The 14,958-nt window shown below is 57.4% G+C and carries 13 protein-coding genes; 7 read left to right on the top strand and 6 right to left on the bottom strand.

Annotated features, from left to right (window positions below):
* The first annotated feature begins 23 nt into the window (after positions 1-23).
* Both Q675_RS32710 and Q675_RS32705 read left to right on the top strand, forming a co-directional pair.
* Positions 24-1,109, top strand: a complete 1,086-nt coding sequence (locus Q675_RS32710; RefSeq protein ID WP_023011701.1) for an aldo/keto reductase — start codon at positions 24-26, stop codon at positions 1,107-1,109.
* A gap of 77 nt (positions 1,110-1,186) precedes the next feature.
* Complete coding sequence (locus Q675_RS32705) at positions 1,187-1,954, top strand: MipA/OmpV family protein (protein WP_023011700.1); 768 nt, start codon at positions 1,187-1,189, stop codon at positions 1,952-1,954.
* 115 nt (positions 1,955-2,069) lie between these two features.
* Here the strand turns inward: Q675_RS32705 and Q675_RS32700 are convergent, their stop codons facing one another.
* From Q675_RS32700 to Q675_RS32680, 5 genes are read right to left on the bottom strand one after another with little or no spacing between them, the layout of a single operon-like run.
* The gene (locus tag Q675_RS32700) at positions 2,070-5,105 is read right to left on the bottom strand and encodes an efflux RND transporter permease subunit (RefSeq protein WP_023011699.1); all 3,036 of its coding nucleotides are present in this window, start codon (positions 5,103-5,105) and stop codon (positions 2,070-2,072) included.
* Positions 5,102-6,154, bottom strand: coding sequence for an efflux RND transporter periplasmic adaptor subunit (locus Q675_RS32695; protein ID WP_023011698.1), 1,053 nt, complete (start codon positions 6,152-6,154; stop codon positions 5,102-5,104). The genes Q675_RS32700 and Q675_RS32695 overlap by 4 nt, the downstream gene beginning before the upstream one ends.
* Before the next feature lie 37 nt (positions 6,155-6,191).
* Positions 6,192-7,094 carry an alpha/beta fold hydrolase gene (locus tag Q675_RS32690; RefSeq protein ID WP_011784136.1) on the bottom strand — a complete coding sequence of 301 codons (903 nt, stop codon included), beginning with the start codon at positions 7,092-7,094 and terminating at the stop codon, positions 6,192-6,194.
* Positions 7,084-7,575, bottom strand: a complete 492-nt coding sequence (locus tag Q675_RS32685) for a PaaI family thioesterase (RefSeq protein ID WP_011784137.1) — start codon at positions 7,573-7,575, stop codon at positions 7,084-7,086. Before Q675_RS32685 ends, Q675_RS32690 begins: the two co-directional genes overlap by 11 nt.
* Positions 7,572-8,057 carry a PaaI family thioesterase gene (locus Q675_RS32680; RefSeq protein ID WP_031209883.1) on the bottom strand — a complete coding sequence of 162 codons (486 nt, stop codon included), beginning with the start codon at positions 8,055-8,057 and terminating at the stop codon, positions 7,572-7,574. The genes Q675_RS32685 and Q675_RS32680 overlap by 4 nt, the downstream gene beginning before the upstream one ends.
* 258 nt (positions 8,058-8,315) lie before the next feature.
* Here Q675_RS32680 and Q675_RS32675 point away from each other — a divergent pair, with 258 nt between their 5' ends.
* The gene (locus Q675_RS32675) at positions 8,316-8,930 is read left to right on the top strand and encodes a TetR/AcrR family transcriptional regulator (protein ID WP_011784139.1); all 615 of its coding nucleotides are present in this window, start codon (positions 8,316-8,318) and stop codon (positions 8,928-8,930) included.
* Between the two features lie 41 nt (positions 8,931-8,971).
* Here Q675_RS32675 and Q675_RS32670 read toward each other — a convergent pair whose 3' ends face one another.
* Entirely contained in the window at positions 8,972-10,042 is a 1,071-nt protein-coding gene (locus Q675_RS32670; RefSeq protein ID WP_023011697.1) for an AraC family transcriptional regulator, read from the bottom strand.
* A 129-nt stretch (positions 10,043-10,171) separates the two neighbouring features.
* Between Q675_RS32670 and Q675_RS32665 the strand changes: the two genes are divergently transcribed.
* From Q675_RS32665 to Q675_RS32650, 4 genes are all read left to right on the top strand, one after another.
* Complete coding sequence (locus tag Q675_RS32665) at positions 10,172-10,492, top strand: 2Fe-2S iron-sulfur cluster-binding protein (RefSeq protein ID WP_023011696.1); 321 nt, start codon at positions 10,172-10,174, stop codon at positions 10,490-10,492.
* Between the two features lie 86 nt (positions 10,493-10,578).
* Positions 10,579-11,919 (top strand): cytochrome P450, encoded by a 1,341-nt coding sequence (locus Q675_RS32660; RefSeq protein ID WP_227499594.1) that lies wholly within the window; start codon positions 10,579-10,581, stop codon positions 11,917-11,919.
* 17 nt (positions 11,920-11,936) lie between these two features.
* Positions 11,937-13,574, top strand: coding sequence for a GMC family oxidoreductase (locus Q675_RS32655; RefSeq protein WP_023011694.1), 1,638 nt, complete (start codon positions 11,937-11,939; stop codon positions 13,572-13,574).
* Between the two features lie 84 nt (positions 13,575-13,658).
* Entirely contained in the window at positions 13,659-14,909 is a 1,251-nt protein-coding gene (locus tag Q675_RS32650; RefSeq protein ID WP_023011693.1) for an NAD(P)/FAD-dependent oxidoreductase, read from the top strand.
* Positions 14,910-14,958: the final 49 nt, after the last annotated feature.

Here is a 14,958-nt window from a genome sequence, read left to right as displayed (position 1 = left end):
CGAAAAACATGAGGAGGTGCAACATGGCAACTGAGAGTTTACCGCGGTTCAATGATGACAATCGTCCAGGCTACAAGTCGCTGGGCAACTCGGGTCTGTTCGTCTCCGAACTCTGCCTGGGAACCATGACCTTCGGCGGTGATGAAGACATCTGGGGCCTGATCGGCCAGTTGCAGCAGGAACAGGCCGACGAACTGGTGAAGATCGCTCTGGAGGCGGGAATCAACTTTATCGATACCGCCAACATCTATGGCTTCGGGGCCAGCGAGCGCATCGTCGGCCAGTCCCTGAAGAACCTCGGCGTTCGCCGGGAAGATGTCGTGCTGGCCACCAAGGTGCTCGGCCCCATGGGCGAGGGCCCCAATGCCCGCGGTGCTTCCCGCGGCCACATCATGAGCGAATGCAAGGCGAGCCTGGCGCGCCTGCAAACGGATTATATCGACCTGTACCAGATCCACGGTTTTGACCCGGCCACCCCGATCGAGGAGACCCTGGAGGCACTGAACACCCTGGTGCAACAGGGCCATGTGCGCTATGTGGGTCTGTCCAACTGGGCCGCCTGGCAGGTGATGAAAGCCATCGGCATCACCCGGGCCCGCAACTTGTGCCCGATCATATCCCTGCAGGCCCACTATACCCTCGTGGGTCGCGACCTGGAGCGGGATATTATTCCGATGCTGGAATCTGAAAACGTCGGGCTGATGGTGTGGAGCCCCCTGGCAGGCGGTTATCTGTCCGGTAAATACGAGGGGCCGGACGTGTCCGAGGAAAACCGGCGTGCCAAGTTTGACTTTCCGCCCGTCGACCGTGAGCGGGGCAGCAAAGTCATCAAGGTGATGCGGGAGATTGCCGACGGAAAGCAGATGGACGGCGAGCCGGTTACCGTGGCACAGATCGCCCTGGCGTGGCTGTTGCACCAAAACGTCGTGAGCAGCATTATCGTTGGCGCCAAGCGGCCGGAGCAGCTGAAAGCCAATATCCAGGCAGCGCAGATCCGGTTGTCTGGCGAAGAACTTAATGCGCTCGACGAGGTGAGCCGTATACCGGAGGAGTACCCAGGCTGGATGATGAAAATGATGGCCGGGTACCGAGACTCTACCGAGTCCTGATTCCGAAACCAACCCAATCGTCACAGCGTGCTGCGCCCCGGCGGCGCAGCGAAGCTATTCAACTGGAGAATCCGTTTATGTTGTCGAAACCAGAACGTCGGTGGCTACTGGCCGCTTCCACGACTCTGTTGGTCGTTTCAACCCCGAGCCTGGCAAACACGCAGTGGGATGCCAGCCTGGGAGCCGGTGTGCTCTATGCTCCGGACTACCTTGGCAGCGACGATTATGAAACCAGGGTCTGGCCGACGATCAATGTGAGCTATGGTGACCGTTTCTACTTTAACATTCGCGATGGTCTTGGCTGGAACCTGATTCGCCACGGCAACTGGAAGCTGTCGCCCTTTATTGGATACACTCCGGGGCGCGATAATGATGAGGATCTCGAACGCCTGGACAAGATTGATGGCGGCGCGATCGCCGGCTTGCGCGTTGCTTACACTCACGACGCATGGTCGTACAGCGCAGCTGTCCAGTCTCCCTTCACCGGCGATGTCGATGGCTATCAGGTGGTGCTTAAGGCGCGATGGCGGAACCAGCTCAGCGATCAATGGTCTGCCTCCCTGGGTCCAAACCTGACCTATAGCAGTGATGACTGGACGGACGATATGTTTGGTATTTCCGATACGGAAAGTGCCCGCTCCGGCTTGGCCTCCTATAGCCCTGATGGCTATGCCCGGTATGGCCTGACAGGCAGTTTAACCTATTCGTTGTCTGCGCAATGGTCGGTCACCGCGACTGCTGGGGTGTCACAATTAACCGGCGATGCCGAGGATAGCCCGATTGTCAGTGACATCGGGGAGGCTACCCAAGCCTACACCGGTGTGTTTATGAGTTACCGATTCTGAATGTCTCCGGGGACCGGGGCAATTCATGTCACGGGAAGGGGCAAGTAACCCCTGAATCTCCCGGTTCTGGCTTCGTCGGCTATGTAAGGATTACTTCGGAGCTCAAACACCTGGCTCACTTTTCCTTTAACCGAAACCAGAGTGCGTAAAGCGCCGGAACAAACAGTAGGGTGATCAGAGTGCCGACTGCTACGCCCCCTATAAGCACATAAGCGAGCGGCCCCCAGAAAAGGTCAAAGGTCAGAGGTACAAACGCCAGAACGGCCGCCAGGGCAGTGAGTACCACGGGGCGGGCGCGTTGGACGGCTGCCTCGACCACGGCTTCCCGGGCAGCCATCCCAGTTGTGAAGTTGTCCTGCACCTGCTGCGTCAGAATCATGGTGTTTCGCATCAGGATGCCGCCCAGGCCAATCAGTCCCAGCAACGCGGTAAAGCCAAAAGGTTGATTAAACAACAGCAAAGCCAGCACAGCGCCAATCAGCCCCAATGGCGCGGTGGCCAGAACGGTCAATGTGCCGATAAATGAACGCATCTGAAGCATGATGAAGATCAGCATCAACGCCAACATCACGGGGTGTAATGTCTGGATGGAGGCGTTGGCTTTGGCGGATTGCTCCACCGTACCGCCAATTTCAATACGATAACCGTCCGGTAACCGTTCACGCAGGCCTGTCATCGTACTCCAGATCTCTTTGGTGACATCCGGTGGCTGGGCGCCGTTTACATCCGCCTGGACGGCCAGGAAAGGAGCACGGTTGTAACGCTTTATAACGGGTTCCTCATAACGAACCTGCCACTGGCCCAGTTGTTGTACGGACAGTTTGCGGCCGTCGCGGGTTTTGATCTCAAGATCTTCGGGCATTATCACGTCACCGCGGGCATTGCGCGCCACCAGTTGAACGCTCCTTATGCCCTGGCGTAGCTCGGTGACGGTCACTCCGCGGAGTTGGAACTGGAGTTGCCGGGCGACCTCTGCCGGGGTCAGGCTCATCCAACCCAGGTTTTCCGGGTCCAACTCAAGATAGAGCGTGGGCACACGCTCATCCCATTCGAGGTGCGGCATGACGATGTTCGGATGCCCGGTCATGAGAGTCCGAATCTGGTGCGCGATCTCTCTGAGTTGATCGGGTTCCGGACCCAACACTCGAAAACTGACCGGCCAGGCCACCGGCGGGCCGTACAGCAAACGCGTTACACGCACTCTCGCCTCAGGAAACTCACCCGCCGCGATTTTGGCCTCCAGCGTCGAGATGATGTGATCGCGCCCTTCAACGTCCTGCCCGATGGCAATCAACTTGGCAAACGCCGGGTCCGGCTGCTCGGGGTTTGCCGATACGAAGAATCTGGGTGCACCGGCACCGATGTAAGCGGACAGGCTTTTAACCTCCGGCATGTCCATCAATATCGCTTCAAGGCGTCTGACGCTTTGATCCGTGGTGGCAATAGCGCTCCCCTGCGGAGCATAGACACTGATCAGAACCTCGGGGCGATCAGAACTGGGAAAAAACTGCTTCTGTACCTGGGCTGCCATACCGAAAGCACTGAGAGCCAGTAAACCCACTGTGAGAAAAACGACGGTTTTCCGGTACCTTACACACGCTGCAATCACCCCACGCAACCGCTGATAAAAAGCGCTTTGATAAAGGTCCTGGCCAGTATGCCCGATGTAATCGGGCAATAGCTTGACGCCCAGATAAGGCGTAAAGGTGACCGCCACCCCCCAGGAAATCAGCAACGCAAAAGCCAGCACCCAGAAGATGTTACCGGTGTATTCCCCGACACCCGACTGAGCAAAGCCGATGGGGACAAAACCGGCCACTGTTACTAGCGTTCCAGACAGCATGGGCGCGGCTGTGACGCTCCAGGCATGACTGGCTGCCCGTACCCGGTCCCAGCCACTCTCCATCTTCACAATCATCATTTCAATGGCGATGATCGCATCGTCCACTAACAGGCCCAGTGCGATAATCAACGCGCCCAGGGTGATGCGGTCCAGGTTAATGCCCGCTATTTTCATCAATAAAAAGGTCAGCCCGAGAGTAACGGGAATCGCAATGCCCACCACTAAACCCGCACGCAGGCCGATCGCCAGAATACTGACGCCCATTACGACGACCAATGCCACCAGAAACTTGACCTGAAAAAGATCAACGGCCTGAGTGATGGCCTCAGCCTGGTTGGTCAGGGTCTGTATTGACATCCCCAGGGGCAGCCTGGCCTGTTCAGTGCTGACAAACTTACTGAGCCGTTCACCAAACTCCAGGCCATTTTCGCCCGCCTCCATGACGACGCCCAGGAGGATCGCATCCTCACCGCTGGAACGGACGATGTAGTTCAACGGATCTTCATAGCCCAAACGCACCTCGGCCAGATCAGACACGGTGATAACTTGGTCTCCGATACGCAGAGGTACTGAGGCGAGGCGCTCAAGGTCAGACAGGTCAATGTTGCTGCGGACATAAACCCGCGGGCCGGCAAGATCAACAAAGCCCAGAGGCTCAAGGCGATTGTTGGCCTCTATCGCCTGCAACACTTCTTCTGCCGACAAGCCGAGATTGTTGAGCCGGTCCTGATCAAACTCGAGATACACCCGCTCAGGACGCTCGGCCAGGATCTGTGCCTTTTGCAAGCCGGGTAGCCGTTGCAGGCGATCTCGTATCGCTTCTGCCTCGCGGGTCAGTTCACGCATTGGCATTCCCGGTGCTGTGAGGGCCATCAGGGAGAAATACACGTCTGAGAAATCATCGTTAACGATGGGGCCGATGACACCACGGGGGAGATTGGGGCTTTCATCGGACATGCGCTTGCGAACTTGATAGAAGAGATCGGGCATTTTTTCACTAGGCGTATAATCCTGGAACCGGATAAGCATGGTGGCCTGTCCGGGCCGAATGGTGGTTTCAACAGTGTCGAAATACGCCACTTCCTGTATTCGTTTTTCCAGGCGGTCCACCACCTGATTCCGTAGCACCTCAGGGGTTGCTCCTGGCCAAACCACAGAAACCACCATTGCCCGGACAGTGAACGCAGGGTCTTCCGCCCGACCAAGGGATGAGAACGCGTAGAAGCCCGCAACAACGGACATCAAAAGAAAAAAGAGGGTGACCGAACGCTCGCGCACTGCCAGTGCGGAAAGATTAGGCAGGCTCATTGAGCCAGCTCCCGCACCGCCATGCCAGGCGTGAGCAGGTGTGTCCCTAATGCGACGATCGGCGTAGTCGCGTTGATGTTGGCCCGGATCTGCGCATACTCCTCACCCAAATCGATAACCTCGACCGCAAGGGGGGTCACCATGCCGTCGGAGACCAACCAGACCTGCGGCGTTTCTCCTCTCTCATCAAGGGCACCCAGCGGTACACGATGGCTGGCCGTGGTTTGTTTCTGCATCAGCCGGACACTCACCACTGAACCAAGCGTTAAAGACGAAGGGTAGGGCCCCTCCAGGCTGTATCGGGCACGCCAGCTCCGGCTTCTGGCGTCGGCAGCCCCGGCAATCTCTCTCAGATTCACCGCAAGCTGTTCGCCATTGGGTAAAGGAACATAACCTTGCCGGGGCGGGTTGCTGCCCTGAGGTAAAAAGACCTCGACTTCCAGGGATTGATCTTCAGCCAGAACGGCAAGGGTTTGACCGACACCCACAACCTGGCCGGGCTCAACGATGACCTCGGTGATCACGCCTGCATTGGCGGCTTTTAGTTCCGCATATCCCAGAGCATTCTGAGCCTGCTGATTTCGTGCAGAAGCCGTTTCCACCTGGCTGCGTGCTTCACGCTCCGCCAGTTCAAGGCGTTGCAGGGTTTGTTCGCTGACAAACTGACGTCCTACCAGTTCCTGCTGTCGCTGGAGCTCATTAGTGGCAATGGCCAGGGCCGCTTCTGCACGCCTCAGATCTGCGGCGGCCCCCTCCGCGGTTGCGATAAGGTCTCGTGAATCGAGTTTGAACAGTAAGTCGCCTTTTTCCACGCGCTGACCGGGATCGATGAAACGTTGTTGAATCCGGCCGGCGATCTGAAAGGCCTGGGGAACTTCGTGGCGGCCTCGCAGGGTTCCTGAAAACCTCTGAGATGTTGGACCTGCCTCCTTCAATTCCACTGTTTTTACCCAGGGAACAGGGGGGCGGGCCTCTGGAGGCGGTTCCGCGGACTGCTGACAACCTGACAGAATGAGCAGCGAGATAAACAGGGTCAGCAGAAAGCGCATGGCAGATGTCTCGATCGGCAAGATTAAGGTGTGGATATCAGTTCTCGCGGCATCCAGATAAAGCTAGTTGCAGGATAGCATCGCGAACGATGTCCTTCTGCTCCATAGGCAGAAAATGGGTCGTGCCCTCAAGAACCCTGACGTCAGCCGAAGGCAGCAGGGCCTTCAGGCGTTTTTGTGCCTTTGGTGAGAAGGTTGACCCGCGTTCCGCGGCCAGTGCTATAACCGGGCACCGCAACTGACGAATACCGGGCCAGGGGTTGTGTTCGGTATGGGCAAAGGTGGTGCTCTCCCATTCGGGCGCACACGCCAATTGAACTTGGTCACCCTGCGGCACGAAGGCGTGTTGGACGTAGGCGTTCAGCCATGCTTCGGGCCAGGTCTTGAAGCCACCGCGGCCACGATAGTTGTCCAGCGCAGCAGCGTGCGAATCAAATACCCTGCGCCGACGTGCCGCTCCGGCGGCCAGCGACAACCGATGTGACTGACGCAGCAGCTTGGCCAGCCCCAACTTCAGGCCCTGCACCGGATCCATGATCACCGGTTCCGCCAGAATCAGACCCAGCACTTTGTCAGGCCGCCGGGCAGCGGCCATGATGCTGGTGGTGGCACCGATGGAATGGCCGGCAAGCCAGACCGGTTCGTCCAGGCATTCCAGCAGAGCGATCAGGTCGCGATAATAGGTTTCCCAGCCCCGGAATGTCGACAGGTTGGCTGCACCAACGCTGGCCCCGTGTCCTCGCATGTCCCAAGCCAGGACATTGACGTCCGTGGCGAGCTCGTCAAGCAGTGGATGGTACAGGCGGCCATGGAAACCCGTGGCATGGGCCCAGTGCAGTGTGGGTCGCGCTTTGGATTGCGGCCAGCGCCACAGTGCGATATCGGCGCCATCCGTCGCCCGGAATTCGTCGCGTTCAGGTGTGTTGTGCTTAATGTCCATGACGGTCTTCTTGTTGGGCGGCCATTGTCGGGAGCAATAACTGAACCTGACCAGTGGCGATCGGTTTTTTATCATCGCCTTGCCAGCAGGTCACCTGGACCAGGCTGGTGCGCCTGCCTTGCCGAATAATGTCGGCCCTGGCGAACGTCGATCGGGCCTTCGCGGAGCGGAGGTAATTGATGTGGCTGTCGAGAATGCGCGGGCAACGTGTCTCTGCATCCTGGCTTTGCGCAGCCACCCGCGCGGTGAGTTCGATCAGGGCTCCAAGCACGCCGCCATGGAGGGCTGGTAGCATGAAGTTGCCAATCAGCGCTTCACGACACGGCAAATGAACCAATACGCCTACATCACCGCGCTGAACCTCAAGCCCGAGGTGCTGTGCATAGGGAATGCGCTCCAGAAGAGCCTGCCAGTCAGCACATTCTTTCGCACTTTCCGCAGTGCCTGAGATTTGTGGGGCCGAATCGCCAGTCGTGCTCATGCGCTCTCCTTTCCTGGTCCACCTGCATGCAATTGCTGTCCCTGGGTGTTACGCATGAAGGTGGCGTTTGCCGTCGCTAGTAACTCGCGATTTCCCTCGCTAAGGATGTCACAATGAATAAACGCGACATCGTCCGATAAATGACGACAGGTGGCCACCGCTGACAGGGCCCGGTCGCCGATGGCAGGCCGCAAATAATCCATGCGCAGATCCAGAGTGGCAATGGGCATCAACTCCAGGGCACCCGCGAATACCGCCAAGCCTCCGGCGGAGTCTGCCAGCGAGTAAAGTACGCTGGTGCAGATTTCTTTTGTATCCTTATGGGCGAACATCCATGACTGCGGGGTTAGCCGCATACAGACCTGGCCCTGGTCTACCGAGACAACTTGCATGCCCAGATCCCTGCCGTGAGGAACCTGTTCGGTGAACTGCCACGCCGTCGTCACAGCGTCACTGTGCTGAAGTTTGTTCAGATCGTTCATCAGATCCGCCCAGTCTGACATGCATTTCGCGCAGGGGCGGAAGTGTAGAGGACCAGTGGATTGTCATAGGTCATTGCCATGGCGTTCTCTTGTGAGTAGCATTGTTTCCAAAGTTTGGTTGGTCAACCAACCAAAAGTCAACACTTTGTTAATCCAAATGGCACGGCACCGGTGTAATGGCGTACGATCAGTGAAACGAATCGAATGATGGCTGCTCTGATGATTAATAAACGGGATTGCTCAGGAGATGTTTAAGCCATGGTTGACAGACAGATTACCCCTGCAAGCAAACTAGGCGATCAGGGTAATGTTTTGTCTAACGCCGCCCGGCTGTTTCGTGAGAAAGGTTTTGAAAGGACATCTCTTAAGGAGATTGCAGAAGCCTGCAATATGCTGCCCGGAAGTCTGTATTATCGTTACAGCAGCAAGGAAGCGCTGCTCGTTGAGCTGATGCGTCGGGGAGTAGACCTGGTTACAACAGAGGTTGAAACCGCGTACGCCAGCTCGGACGATCCCGTGGAACGATTGCGTCTTTGTATCAACGCACATTTGCACGCCCTGCTGGTTGATTCGGATACGGTTTACGTACTTTTGTTTGAGTGGCGTTCACTGAGCGCGGAGGCCCGCGGGGACATCATCGCTTTGCGTGACCAGTATGAATCCCTTTGGGCCGAGATCATCGAAACGATGATTGAGCAAGGCGTGATTCGGAAGGATGTCAATGCTCGCCTGCTTCGCCTAATCGGCCTCGGGGCGCTCAACTGGGTCGCAACCTGGTTTGATCCGAAAGGTGTCTATACACTCGACGGCATTGGTGATTTTGTCTGGAACGTCATCATGGATGGTGTAATCAGGAAAAGTGTACGAACATAGGCACTGGCTCCCCAAGCGTAATTAGCGCCGGTTTATGTTTGTTAATCACGTGTATAGATGGTGTGTGATCTGACGTTTAGCCTGAATTGCTCAGGTGGCTGGCCAAACCAGCGTTTGAAGGCGCGTCTGAAATTGGCACTGTCGTGATAATTCATCAACGCGGCAATGGCCTCGATTGACAGTTCGCTGTCACGCAGGTATAGCGCTGCCTGCTGAGACAGAATCTCGTCACGGATTTTTCGAAAACTGCTGCCTTCATGGTTGAGTTTACGCGCCAGGGTGCGTTTGCTGATGAACAGAGAAGCAGCCGCTTCCTCTTCACTGAGCGTTCCCGGCGGCCGGGACAACATCATCTTCTTCAGCCGGGTCTGGTAGCTTGGCTTATCGGACTGAAGTTGCGCAAGCATGGCTTCACACTGTCGCATGGCCAGATGATAGTTTTCATGATTGGCAGAGGCGTTTGGTTCCCGACACAAGGCCATCGGCAAGCTGAGTTTTAATTGGCTGCAATCAAAGTGAATCTGCCCGGACAAAAAGTCCGAATACGTTGCGTGATACTCGGGTTTCGGATGGGCAAAGCATACTTCAGCCTCGCGCAAAGGGCGGCCAACCATGAACTCGCCGAATTCGAAAAGTGCCTTGACCATCGCATCCGACAGGCAACGCTGTATGTCATCGTCTAATGGCCCCAGGTACTGCAGAATACATTCCAAACGCTCACCGACTTGCTGCAAGTGCAACTGGATGAAGCTCGCGCGCGTGGGCAGGAATGTCCGAATCGCGTGTAGAGCAGTGAGGAGGTCGGGGCTGCTGTAAGCCACGAACCCCATTGCTCCGTGGGTTGCCGGAGTCATTCGTTTACCCAGCCTTAACCCAAATTCTGGCTGGCCGGACAGATCCATTGCATTACGCAGGATCTGTATCTGCTGAGCCACAGTAAGCAGTCCGTCCTCGCTCAAAAATTGCGTCACCCCAAGTCCAGTGCCCCGCAGCAGACGCGGAAGTTGTCTGGCTGTCAGATTCAGCTCACGTGCAACTAGCCGTGAGTAATTCGATGGAATATCCGGACCGGGCCTTTGCAAGTCCTCCGCCTTCTTCCGCGCCACCATCATTGATGCACCCCTTCCTGAAGTCTCGCCATTTTGTCTTCAAATGACCCCTACTTGTCAAGAAATGACCTGAAATATGTGCCGGCAGGCAAGCAATATGCGTCAGTCATCAATGCGGGAAGGAGAACAACATTGGGCAAAGTTACGTTTATCGAACATGATCAAACTGAACATGTCGTAGAATTCAAAGCTGGTTCCTCGGTAATGCAAATCGCTGTTGATAGCGCCATTCCCGGTATCGACGGGGATTGTGGGGGGGAGTGCGCCTGCGGTACCTGCCACGTTATCGTCACGAACGAATGGTTCAGCAAGACAGGCACGCCTGGCAATGAGGAAGAACAAATGCTGTCAATGACACCGGAGCGGGCGAGCACTTCGCGCCTGGGCTGCCAGGTGGTACTGACTGATGAAATGGACGGCATGACCGTGCATTTACCCGAGTTCCAGATGTGAACACAGGAGGACGCATGCCAACACTGCCCAGAACATTTGACGACATTCAGTCCCGACTGATTAACGCCACCTCCAGGGTGGTGCCGATGCACAGGCAAATCCAGGGACTGAAATTCTTAATGAGCGCCAAGAGGAAGACCTTCGGCCAACGCCGACCGATGCCCGAATTCGTTGAAACACCCATCCCGGACGTTAACACGCTGGCCCTTGAGGACATCGATGTCAGCAATCCGTTTTTATACCGGCAGGGTCAGTGGCGCGCCTATTTCAAACGGTTGCGTGATGAGGCGCCGGTCCATTACCAGAAGAACAGTCCTTTCGGCCCCTTCTGGTCGGTAACTCGGTTTGAAGACATCCTGTTCGTGGATAAGAGTCACGATCTGTTTTCCGCCGAGCCGCAAATCATTCTCGGTGACCCTCCGGAGGGGCTGTCGGTGGAAATGTTCATAGCGATGGATCCGCCGAAACACGATGTGCAGCGCAGCTCGGTGCAGGGAGTAGTGGCACCGAAAAACCTGAAGGAGATGGAGGGGCTGATCCGATCACGCACCGGCGATGTGCTTGACAGCCTGCCTACAGACAAACCCTTTAACTGGGTACCTGCTGTTTCCAAGGAACTCACAGGCCGCATGCTGGCGACGCTTCTGGATTTTCCTTACGAGGAACGCCACAAGCTGGTTGAGTGGTCGGACAGAATGGCAGGTGCAGCATCGGCCACCGGCGGGGAGTTTGCCGATGAAAATGCCATGTTTGACGACGCGGCAGACATGGCCCGGTCTTTCTCCAGGCTTTGGCGGGACAAGGAGGCGCGCCGCGCAGCAGGCGAGGAGCCCGGTTTCGATTTGATCAGCCTGTTGCAGAGCAACAAAGAAACGAAAGACCTGATCAATCGGCCGATGGAGTTTATCGGTAATTTGACGCTGCTCATAGTCGGCGGCAACGATACGACGCGCAACTCGATGAGTGGTGGCCTGGTGGCCATGAACGAATTCCCCAGGGAATTTGAAAAATTGAAGGCAAAACCGGAGTTGATTCCGAACATGGTGTCGGAAATCATCCGCTGGCAAACGCCGCTGGCCTATATGCGCCGAATCGCCAAGCAGGATGTCGAACTGGGCGGCCAGACCATCAAGAAGGGTGATCGAGTTGTCATGTGGTACGCGTCGGGTAACCGGGACGAGCGCAAATTTGACAACCCCGATCAGTTCATCATTGATCGCAAGGACGCACGAAACCACATGTCGTTCGGCTATGGGGTTCACCGTTGCATGGGCAACCGTCTGGCTGAACTGCAACTGCGCATCCTCTGGGAAGAAATACTCAAGCGTTTTGACAACATCGAAGTCGTCGAAGAGCCCGAGCGGGTGCAGTCCAACTTCGTGCGGGGCTATTCGGAGCTGATGGTCCAGCTGACACCAAAAAGTTAATGAACAGGCTGACCAGGATGACGACCGAACAATTTGACTATGTCGTGGTTGGCGCGGGCTCGGCCGGATGTGCTGTCGCCAGCCGCCTGTCGGAGAGCGGTCGCCATTCTGTGCTGCTGCTTGAAGCCGGTCCGGAGAGCCGCCGCAACCCTTTCGTGAACATGCCGCTGGGTTTCCTGCAGCTGATGTTCAGCCGCCGCTACAACTGGCAGTTCAATACCGAACCGCAGCGTCACATGCACGACCGGGCGCTTTTTCAGCCGCGGGGCAAGATGCTTGGCGGTTCCAGCGCCATGAACGCGCAGGTCTATATTCGCGGGCATGCCCGGGACTACGACGAGTGGGCACGGCTGGGGTGCAACGGGTGGTCATACGCCGAGGTGTTGCCCTACTTCCGCCGATCGGAACATTTCGAGCCCAAACTTACGCTGAATGAGGCAGAATTTCATGGTCAGGGTGGTCCGCTGAACGTTGCCGAGCGGCGCTATACCAATCCGCTGAGCATTGCGTTTGTCGAGGCGGCAACCCAGGCGAAGTACCGGCTCAATACAGATTTCAACGGCAGTGAGCAGGAGGGCGTGGGCTTCTACTACGCCTACCAGAAAGACGGCACACGCTGTAGCAATGCGCGGGCGTATCTGGAACCCGCTGCGGGGCGCTCCAACCTGACGGTTTGCAGCGGCGCGCATGTCACCCGGGTGCTACTCGAAGGCACCCGCGCCACCGGTGTCGAATACCGCGATACAACGGGGCAGACGCAGGTTCGTGCCAGGCGCGAAGTTGTGCTCTGCGGCGGCGCGTTCAACTCGCCGCAACTGCTGATGCTGTCCGGGGTCGGTCCGCGGGAGGAACTGTCCCGGCATGGCATAGAACTGCGCCATGCGTTGGAGGGCGTCGGGCAGAATCTCCAGGATCATATCGACGTGTTCGTGCGCGTCAGCGCCCGCAGCCGCCAAAGCATCTCGATGCATCCGAGCTACTGGCTCAAGGGGCTGTGGGGCGCTCTGACGTATCTGAGCGGCCGGCGGGGCGTGCTGTCGAGCAACGGCGCCGAGGCCGGCGGGTTCATCCGCTCCCGGCCCGAGGAGCCGATACCCGACCTGCAGCTGCACTTCGCGCCAATGCTGTACGACGATCACGGGCGAGACCTGAAGACCGCGATGAGCGGTTATGGCTACGCGGTGATGATCTACGGGCTCAGGCCATCGTCGCGCGGGCGCGTCGGTCTGCACAGTGCCGACCCGTTTGCGGCGCCGCTGATCGACCCCAACTACATGGCCGAGTCCGCCGATGTCGAGCGACTGGTACGCGGGGTACATCTGGTGCGCAGAATCCTGGCGCAGGCGGCCTTTGCCCCGCACCACGAGGTTGAGGTCTCGCCCGGGCCGGCGCTCCAGAATGACGACGATCTCGCCGCATGGGTACGGCGCAGCGGTGAATCAGCGTACCACCCGGTTGGCACCTGCAAGATGGGTGTTGATCCGATGGCGGTGGTCGATCCGCGCCTGCGCGTGCATGGCCTGCAATGCCTGCGGGTGGTCGATGCCTCCATCATGCCGACGCTGGTCGGCGGAAACACCAATCAGCCGGCAACCATGATCGGCGAGAAAGGCGCCGCGATGATACTTGAGGATGCCGGGGAGACGGTCGGCTAGCGCTGCGGGGGGCATCCCGGCGCACAGCTGGCATCCGGACTTCTGATCAATCTGATCCCAGAGAACAACAGGCAGAGACAGACTATGGCAAACCAACAGAAAGAGACGACAGTCATCGTTGGCGGCGGGCACGCAGCGGGTGCGCTCCTGACAACCCTGCTGCAAAAAAAATATCAACAGGAAGTGATTCTGGTGGGCGAAGAACCACATCCACCCTATCAGCGGCCGCCCCTGTCCAAGAACTATCTGGCAGGAGAGGTTGATCAGGCGTCGCTGTACCTGAAGCCGCGCTCGGTGTTCGAGAACGCCGGCCATCAGTTGCGGCTTGGTGTGCGTGCCGAACAGATTGATCGGGACAACAGGACCATCAGCCTGTCGGACCAGAGCACATTGAAATACGATCGACTGGTTCTGGCCACGGGGTCCCACGTCCGAAGCCTGAACGCACCCGGGGCTGACCTGGAGGGCATTTATTATCTGCACGACATAGCTGACTCGGATGCCCTGCGTGAAGAATTGCTCCCGGGGAAGCGCCTGGTCATCGTGGGTGGTGGTTACATTGGACTTGAGGTGGCAGCCAGTGCCACCAAAAAAGGCGTTAATGTCACAGTACTGGAAGCGGCCGAGCGTCTTATGCAGCGTGTAACAGGCCCGGAAATCTCAGAGTTTTTTTACACCAAACACAGCAGCGCCGGCGTGGATCTGCGGCTGAACACGGCGGTAACCGGTTTCGAAGCGGGCGATCAGGGGCATGTGGCTGGCGTGACCTTGGCGAGCGGCGGCACTGTACCGGCCGACATCGTGCTCGTTTCAGTGGGTGTTGTGCCGGAAACCGCCCTGGCTGAGGCCGCCGGCCTGCCCTGTGATGACGGCATTATTGTTGACGAGTTTACCCGCACAGAAGATCCCGCCATCCTGGCGATCGGCGACTGTACCCGCCACCGGAATCTTTTCTTCGAGAAGATGCAGCGCCTTGAATCTGTCGCCAACGCGGTTGATCAGGCCCGGACAGCGGCGGCAACCCTGATGGGCGAGGAGAAACCCTATAACAGCGCTCCATGGTTCTGGTCGAACCAATATGACGTGCGTCTGCAGATGGTGGGGTTGTCGCAACATCATGATCAGCGTGTGCTGCGCGGAAGCCCGGAAGACAAGGGATTTGCGGTGTTCTATCTCCGCGATGGCTGTGTCATTGCTGTTGATGCGGTCAACCTGCCCATCGCTTTTATGGTCGGCAAGACCCTCGTTCAACAACGCAGGCAGGTCAATCCTGAAATGTTGAAGGATCCGGATATTGAACTGAAGTCCTTGGTGAGCGGTCAGTCCATAAATTGAAATTGACGACCGAGTAGAGCTGTGCCCTTACTAATCCGAAACAAAGTAA

The sequence above is a fragment of the Marinobacter sp. EN3 genome, from assembly GCF_000475315.1.
Taxonomy (GTDB): Bacteria; Pseudomonadota; Gammaproteobacteria; order Pseudomonadales; family Oleiphilaceae; genus Marinobacter; species Marinobacter nauticus.
The sequence above is the reverse complement of the archived record's forward strand: the minus strand, read 5'-3'. Positions and strand labels throughout refer to the sequence as shown.

Bases quoted from the DNA above. Each gene is read 5' to 3' on its own strand.
- Q675_RS32695 (WP_023011698.1), bottom strand. From the start codon at position 6,154: ATGCGCTTTCTGCTGACCCTGTTTATCTCGCTGCTCATTCTGTCAGGT.
- Q675_RS32700 (WP_023011699.1), bottom strand. From the start codon at position 5,105: ATGAGCCTGCCTAATCTTTCCGCACTGGCAGTGCGCGAGCGTTCGGTC.
- Q675_RS32670 (WP_023011697.1), bottom strand. From the start codon at position 10,042: ATGATGGTGGCGCGGAAGAAGGCGGAGGACTTGCAAAGGCCCGGTCCG.
- Q675_RS32705 (WP_023011700.1), top strand. From the start codon at position 1,187: ATGTTGTCGAAACCAGAACGTCGGTGGCTACTGGCCGCTTCCACGACT.
- Q675_RS32675 (WP_011784139.1), top strand. From the start codon at position 8,316: ATGGTTGACAGACAGATTACCCCTGCAAGCAAACTAGGCGATCAGGGT.
- Q675_RS32710 (WP_023011701.1), top strand. From the start codon at position 24: ATGGCAACTGAGAGTTTACCGCGGTTCAATGATGACAATCGTCCAGGC.
- Q675_RS32655 (WP_023011694.1), top strand. From the start codon at position 11,937: ATGACGACCGAACAATTTGACTATGTCGTGGTTGGCGCGGGCTCGGCC.
- Q675_RS32690 (WP_011784136.1), bottom strand. From the start codon at position 7,094: ATGGACATTAAGCACAACACACCTGAACGCGACGAATTCCGGGCGACG.
- Q675_RS32650 (WP_023011693.1), top strand. From the start codon at position 13,659: ATGGCAAACCAACAGAAAGAGACGACAGTCATCGTTGGCGGCGGGCAC.
- Q675_RS32660 (WP_227499594.1), top strand. From the start codon at position 10,579: ATGCACAGGCAAATCCAGGGACTGAAATTCTTAATGAGCGCCAAGAGG.
- Q675_RS32685 (WP_011784137.1), bottom strand. From the start codon at position 7,575: ATGAGCACGACTGGCGATTCGGCCCCACAAATCTCAGGCACTGCGGAA.
- Q675_RS32680 (WP_031209883.1), bottom strand. From the start codon at position 8,057: ATGAACGATCTGAACAAACTTCAGCACAGTGACGCTGTGACGACGGCG.